Origin of the sequence: Clostridium sp. (genome assembly GCF_051650885.1) — a bacterium.
Lineage (GTDB): Bacteria > Bacillota > Clostridia > Clostridiales > Clostridiaceae > Clostridium.
The window spans coordinates 1-6355 of record NZ_JBOFRG010000055.1; the positions used below are offsets into that span (position 1 = coordinate 1).

Annotated in this window: 8 protein-coding genes; all 8 read right to left on the reverse strand. The window is 32.4% G+C overall.

Going from position 1 to position 6355, the window contains the following annotated elements:
• On the reverse strand, positions 1–286 hold a 286-nt coding region (locus tag ACRC28_RS02850), incomplete at its 3' end, for a galactokinase family protein (RefSeq protein WP_438541945.1).
• Positions 286–1299, reverse strand: coding sequence for a PfkB family carbohydrate kinase (locus ACRC28_RS02855; RefSeq protein WP_438541946.1), 1014 nt, complete (start codon positions 1297–1299; stop codon positions 286–288). The genes ACRC28_RS02855 and ACRC28_RS02850, both read right to left, overlap by 1 nt.
• A 19-nt stretch (positions 1300–1318) precedes the next feature.
• Complete coding sequence (locus ACRC28_RS02860; RefSeq protein ID WP_438541947.1) at positions 1319–1981, reverse strand: bifunctional 2-keto-4-hydroxyglutarate aldolase/2-keto-3-deoxy-6-phosphogluconate aldolase; 663 nt, start codon at positions 1979–1981, stop codon at positions 1319–1321.
• 110 nt (positions 1982–2091) lie between these two features.
• Complete coding sequence (kduD, locus tag ACRC28_RS02865) at positions 2092–2865, reverse strand: 2-dehydro-3-deoxy-D-gluconate 5-dehydrogenase KduD (RefSeq protein ID WP_438541948.1); 774 nt, start codon at positions 2863–2865, stop codon at positions 2092–2094.
• Positions 2866–2880: 15 nt separating this feature from the next.
• Complete coding sequence (kduI, locus tag ACRC28_RS02870) at positions 2881–3711, reverse strand: 5-dehydro-4-deoxy-D-glucuronate isomerase (RefSeq protein WP_438541949.1); 831 nt, start codon at positions 3709–3711, stop codon at positions 2881–2883.
• Between the two features lie 160 nt (positions 3712–3871).
• Positions 3872–5059, reverse strand: a complete 1188-nt coding sequence (locus ACRC28_RS02875; protein WP_438541950.1) for a glycoside hydrolase family 88 protein — start codon at positions 5057–5059, stop codon at positions 3872–3874.
• Positions 5060–5071: 12 nt separating this feature from the next.
• Entirely contained in the window at positions 5072–5485 is a 414-nt protein-coding gene (locus tag ACRC28_RS02880) for a PTS sugar transporter subunit IIA (protein WP_438541951.1), read from the reverse strand.
• Between the two features lie 30 nt (positions 5486–5515).
• The coding region (locus ACRC28_RS02885) for a sulfatase/phosphatase domain-containing protein (RefSeq protein ID WP_438541952.1) at positions 5516–6355 on the reverse strand (840 nt) is incomplete at its 5' end.

Genomic DNA, 6355 nt, shown 5'->3' on the forward strand with positions numbered 1-6355 from the left:
CACCTTTAGGATAATTTGCCCATGCATCTTCCTTTATATTTTTTAAATCTTCAATTGAAAATTCTTTAACTCCTTCTTCCTCAAAGTTTAAAGAATAAAGTCTTACCTTATTATCCTCTCTCTTTCTAGTAACCGCAAATGTTCCTATATCAATAGCACAAGGAAAAACATTTCCTCCATTATAATCAGTATGCTCCCCTATAAGGTTTACTCTTCCTGGAGAAAAAAAGCTATCTTCTCCATGCTCTCCAAAAATTCTTTTAAATTCAGCCTTTAACTTTTCCATTATCTAACTACCCCCAGTCCTTTATTCTCCATTAAAACTTCTTTAATTTCTTCTTCACTTCCAATTAAAACATCTCCAACTACAGTATGTTTGTACACTCCTGCACAAACTGCAAATTCCAAGCTTTCTCTTTTATCTCTCTCATTTACAAGACTATATAAAAGACCTCCTGAAAAAGCATCTCCAGCTCCCACTCTATCTAAAATATCAAATTCATATTCCTTTGATAGTAATACTCCAGCTTTATCTGCATAAACACCTTTTAGCTTGTTCCTATTTGATGAAATACTGTCTCTAAGAGTAGTTGCCATAGCTTTTACACCAAAATCTTTATTTAACTTTTTAAAAGTTTCTGTAAAAAACTCTTTTTCTTCATCTTCATTGTTAAACTTCTTTACCTTAAACTCTGAAACATCTTTATCTATCCATCCAAAGACTAAATCAACATCTTTTATTACTTCACCCATAGTTTTTGTAAATTCTGAAAAACTCCAAAGCTTGCTTCTATAATTTAAATCTACTGATACAAAAATCTTATTTTCCTTGCAATACTTTATAGCCTTTTTTATTAATTTTACTTTTTCTTCTCCAAGTGCTGCTGTAATTCCTGAAACATGAAACACTTTTGCCTCTTTTAAAGCTTCCTCTATATTAAATTCTTCTGCCATTGCTTTTTCCATAGCAGAATCTTTTCTGTCATATACAACTTTTGAATTTCTAACTCCATAACCTTTTTCTAAATAGTAGGCACCCATTCTTCCTTCTCCCACTATTACATCTTCTGTATTTACTCTATTTGCATTTAAAAAATCTATTGCCATTTCTCCAATTGGATTGTTTGGAACCTTTGTTATAAAAGATGTCTTTTCTCCAAGTCTACTTAAAAACATTGCAGTGTTAGCTTCTGCACCACCAAAGTTTATATCAAAGCTACTGCTTTGGTTGAATCTCTTTCCTTCCTTTGGAGAAAACCTTATCATAATTTCTCCAAGAAAAACTATTTTATTATTCATCTCGCTCCTCCTTAACCCTTTAGCAAACTACTGTTTCTTTAATTCCTCTAGCTTCTCTTACCTTTTCTACAAACTCTCTAGCTACACTTGTAACCTTTTCAAAATCTCCTGTTTTTGCACCTTCTGTTAAAGCTCCTCCAACACCAACTGCAACACATCCATTATCTATCCATGTTTTTATATTATCTAAAGAAACTCCTCCTGTTGGCATTATGCTAACTTGTGGAAGTGGTGCTTTTATATCCTTTATTATTGAAGGCCCGAAAGCTCCTCCTGGGAATAATTTAACTATGTCCACTCCCCCTTCTAAGGCTTTTACTATTTCATTTATTGTCATACATCCAGCCATATATGGTATTTGATATCTATTACATAATTTTGCTGTTTCTAAATCAAAGTTTGGTCCTACTATAAACTGTGCTCCATTTAAAATAGCAATTCTTGCTGTTTCTGAATCTAAAACAGTTCCTGCTCCAACTACTGCACTATCTCCAAGTTCTTCACAAAGACGAGCTATCACAGTTTCAGCCTTTGGTACTGTAAATGTAACCTCTAGTATATCCACTCCACCTTCTACACATGCCTTTGAAGTTTTTAAAGCCTCTTCCATATCCTTTCCTCTGATTACTGCTACAACTCCTGTATCTAAAACTCTATTTAAAACCTTTAATTTATTAATCATAAAATTCTCCTCCTAAAAATGTAATACATTTTCAAATACCCCTATTTTTTAAAATTAAGGGCTGTTAAACACAGCCCTTTTTGCATGGTATCTATATATAAAATTAACCTTTATCTAACTAACCATCCTCCATCAACAGCTAAAATATGACCATTTATATAGTCTGATGCTCTTGATGATAAGAATACTACTGTTCCCATTAAATCAAATGGAGTTCCCCACTTTTCAGCTGGAATTCTTCCAAGGATTTCAGAATTTCTTTTCTCATCTGCTCTAATTGGAGCAGTATTAGCTGTAGCTATATAACCTGGTGCTATTGCATTAATTTGAACATTATGTGCTGCAAGTTCATTTGCAAATGCTTTAGTTATACCTGCTACTCCATGTTTACTTGCTGTATATGGTGGTACAAACTTTCCACCTTGGAATGATAGCATTGATGCTATGTTTATAATTTTCCCACTGTTTTGGTTTACCATTATTTTAGCTACTTCTTGGCTTAAGAAATAAACTGCATTTAAGTTTACATCCATTACTGCATTCCAATCTTCTTCCTTGTACTCAAGAAGTGGTGCTCTTCTTATAGTTCCTGCATTATTTACAAGAATATCAATTCTTCCAAACTCCTCCATAGCCTTATTAACTAAGTTTTCTCTATCTTCCTTCTTAGTTAAATCAGCTTGAACAAATAAAACTTTTCTTCCTTCTTTTTCTATTAATTCACGAGTTTCATCAAAGTTTGTATCAAAGGCAGCAACTACAATATCTGCTCCAGCTTTAGCAAGTGCAACTGAATAACCTTGTCCAAGTCCTGTGTTTCCACCTGTAACTATTGCTACTTTATTTTTTAAACTGAAAAAATCCATATTAAAATTATCTAACATATTTTCCACTCCCTCTTATCTTAATTCTTCCATTTTTATATGGTCCATATCGTCAAATGTTTGGTTTTCTCCACACATTCCCCAAATGAATGTATAATCACTTGTTCCAACTCCTGAGTGAATTGACCAACTTGGTGAAATTATAGCTTCTTCATTTTTAACTACTAAGTGTCTAGTTTCTTTAGCTTCACCCATTAAGTGGAATACTCTTGTGTCCTTCTCCATATCAAAGTAGAAGTAAACTTCCATTCTTCTTTCATGAGTGTGACATGGCATTGTGTTCCATGCATTTCCTTCTTCTAAAATTGTAAGTCCCATTAATAATTGACAGCTCTTACATACATTTGGATGAACATATTGATATATAGTTCTCTTATTTAATGTTTTATTATCTCCAAGACTTACTGGATTTGCATCCTTTATATCTATCTTTACAGTCTCATATGACTTGTGTGCTGGTACTGAATTTATATAGAATTTTGCAGGATTTTCTTTATCCTTTGAAGAGAATGACACTTCTCTTGTTCCAGCTCCTATATATAATCCATCTTTACTATTCATTTCATAAGTTTTACCATCTAAAACAATTGTTCCAGCTCCACCTACATTTATAACTCCCATTTCTCTTCTTTCTAAGAAGAACTCAACTCCAAGCTCTTTTCCAGCCTCAAGAGAAACTTCAGTTTCAATTGGCATAGCTCCACCAAATATTATTCTATCTACATGACTGTATGTTAATTTAATTTCATCTTTAACAAAAATCTCTTCTACTAAGTAGTGATTTCTAAGCTCCTCTGTTGTATATCTTTTTGAATCCTCTGGGTGATTTGCATATCTTATTTCCATTTTAAATTCCTCCTAAAAAGTAAGTTTCTTTTATACTTTTATTTAAAAGCAATTACTATGCCAAATTATAAAAGCCCCTCTATCACTAGCTTTTCGCTAAGATAGAGAGGCTCTGTCATATCTGTATATGACACTAAGCGTTTATTTATTACGCTGATGCTTACCAATATATTTTTAAATCTTTATTTTTAAGTCTCATTAATGCCTCTAGGTAAAAATAATCTCCCCAAAGGTTACACTCGTTTATTCCCTTATTATTGTGGTATGCATATACCCCTTCTATTAAGACACCATTCGAGTCTTTAACATCTTTACTTGTGTAGCTTTTAATTAAACTTCTCATCATTTTGTGCATAGCTTTTGAGTAAATTTCCTTATTTTCACCCTCAAAATATTTTTCCATCTCCATAATTCCACATGCAACTATTGGAGCTGATGATGAATCTCTAGGCTCTCCATCTTTTTCTGTGAATATTAAATCCCAATATGGAATAAAATCTTCTGGAAGTCTGTTTAAGTAATAATTTAATGTTGCTTCATAAATTTCTTTGCTAGCTTCATTTTTATTGTATTTATAATTAATTGGCATTCCTAGAACTGCCCATGCTTGCCCTCTTGCCCAACATGATTCATCACTAAAGCCTTGATGTGTAACACCTTCCTTTGGCTCTCCTGTTTCCTTATCAAAATAATATGTGTGATATGTTGATGAATCTTCTCTTATTATATTTTTTATTGCTGTATTAAAATGTGCATCAGCTACCTGTTTAAAGCTTTCATCTCCTGTAACTTCTGATGCCCAATATAATAAAGGTAAATTTAATAAGCAATCTATTATTAATCTATATTCTTTTTCATCACCTAAGGCTCCCCACGCTTGGATAAACTCACCTTTTTCATGGTATCTGCTCTTTAACTTTTCAGCTGCTAATATTCCAAGTTCTTTAGACTCCTCATCTCCTGTAACCTTATACCCTGCAACTGCTGAAAGGCTGTATAAAAATCCTAAGTCATGATGGTCTAATACAAAGTTTTCTTCATATCTTTTCTTAAAGCTTTCTTTATGAATCTTACATACTTCTAAATATTTTTCATCACCTGTGTACTCATAAGCAAGCCATAACATTCCTGTCCAAAATCCATTTGTCCAATCATCATTATCCTTTATTCTATATCTATTGTTTGTTGTACACGCACTTGGAAACTTTTTAGTGTAAGTTTCTAAATTTTCATCTATTTTGGAGATTACAAACCTTATAGCTTCATCAATCTCTTTTTCTTCTAACTCTTTTTCTTCTAATATTATGTCCTTAAATTTAATTTCTTCTATATTTAAATTTTTAACCATTATATTTTCCTCCTATTCATCATCCTCATCATTTGATACTGTAACTTCAGCTGTTCTAACGCCTTGCTGTCCTGCTGTTAATGCTGCATTATATCCATCTTCTAAGCTTCCACCTGAATTAATAGATGCTTCTATAAGCATAGGTAAATTAAGTCCTGTTACTATTCTTATATTTTTATCCACTACACTTTCTGCAAAGCTCTTATTAAAAGGTGTTCCTCCAAATAAATCTGCTAAAACAAGTATGTCCTTGCATTCAGTTCTTATATTTTCCAACTTTTCTTTTAATCTTTTTTCAAAAGTATCTACACCTTCATCTGTTAAGCTTACATATTCTATATCCTCTACATCTCCTAAAATCATCTTTCCTGCATTTAATATTCCCTTGCATAGTTCTCCATGACTCACTAATAATAATTTATACATTTCTCATACCCCATTCTTTCTCTTATTTTTTTATGCTCCTGCAATTCTTGGCATCCACATTGGCTCTTTTGAAAGCTCTGCCCATATATATTTTAAAAGTAACTTAGTTTTTATTTCTGCATACTCTTCTTCATCCCAAAGATTTATGATTTCCTTTGGATCTTCCTTTAAATCATAAATTTCGCCATACTCTTTATCCATATAAACTGTTATCTTATATCTTTCATCAATAAAGGTTCTTTGATTTATAGTAGTAGGCTCGTGATGATTTTCACAAATAACACTATCTCTAACCTTTTCTTTTTCGCCTGTCCAAACCTTTAACTGGCTTATTCCTGTCATTTCTCTTGGAATCTCAAGTCCCGCTGCCTCTAATATTGTTGGTACAACATCTACTAAAGACTGCATTGAACTATTCACCTTATTTTCTTCTATTTTTTTAGGCCATCTTGCTAAAAATGGTATTTTAATTAAATCTTCATACATAAAAGGCCCTTTTCTTGTTAATCCATGATGTCCATAATAATGACCATGGTCTGTTGTGAAAATAACTAATGTATCTTCTGTAAGACCTAACTCATCAAGTTTATCTAAAATTTTACCTATATAATGGTCCATCATACTAATCATTCCATAATAAATGGCTATATCCTTTTTTAATTTTTCCTTTTCTACTAAGTGAGTTCTACTCATTCCATGAATAGGATATCCTGTTTCTCTATATTCAGAGAAATCTGGATTTTCTTCCTGTGTTTTTTGAATATGTGGTGGACTATCCTTATGTTCACCTTCTACAACACCTGGAATAGTTAGTTTTTCCGGGTCATACATTGATGCCCAAGGCTCTGGTGCTAAATATGGTGGATGTGG

What these genes read in the sequence shown, in the direction of transcription:
- ACRC28_RS02875 (WP_438541950.1), bottom strand. Translation starts at nt 5,059, where the DNA reads ATGGTTAAAAATTTAAATATAGAAGAAATTAAATTTAAGGACATAATA.
- ACRC28_RS02860 (WP_438541947.1), bottom strand. Translation starts at nt 1,981, where the DNA reads ATGATTAATAAATTAAAGGTTTTAAATAGAGTTTTAGATACAGGAGTT.
- kduD (WP_438541948.1), bottom strand. Translation starts at nt 2,865, where the DNA reads ATGTTAGATAATTTTAATATGGATTTTTTCAGTTTAAAAAATAAAGTA.
- ACRC28_RS02880 (WP_438541951.1), bottom strand. Translation starts at nt 5,485, where the DNA reads ATGTATAAATTATTATTAGTGAGTCATGGAGAACTATGCAAGGGAATA.
- kduI (WP_438541949.1), bottom strand. Translation starts at nt 3,711, where the DNA reads ATGGAAATAAGATATGCAAATCACCCAGAGGATTCAAAAAGATATACA.
- ACRC28_RS02855 (WP_438541946.1), bottom strand. Translation starts at nt 1,299, where the DNA reads ATGAATAATAAAATAGTTTTTCTTGGAGAAATTATGATAAGGTTTTCT.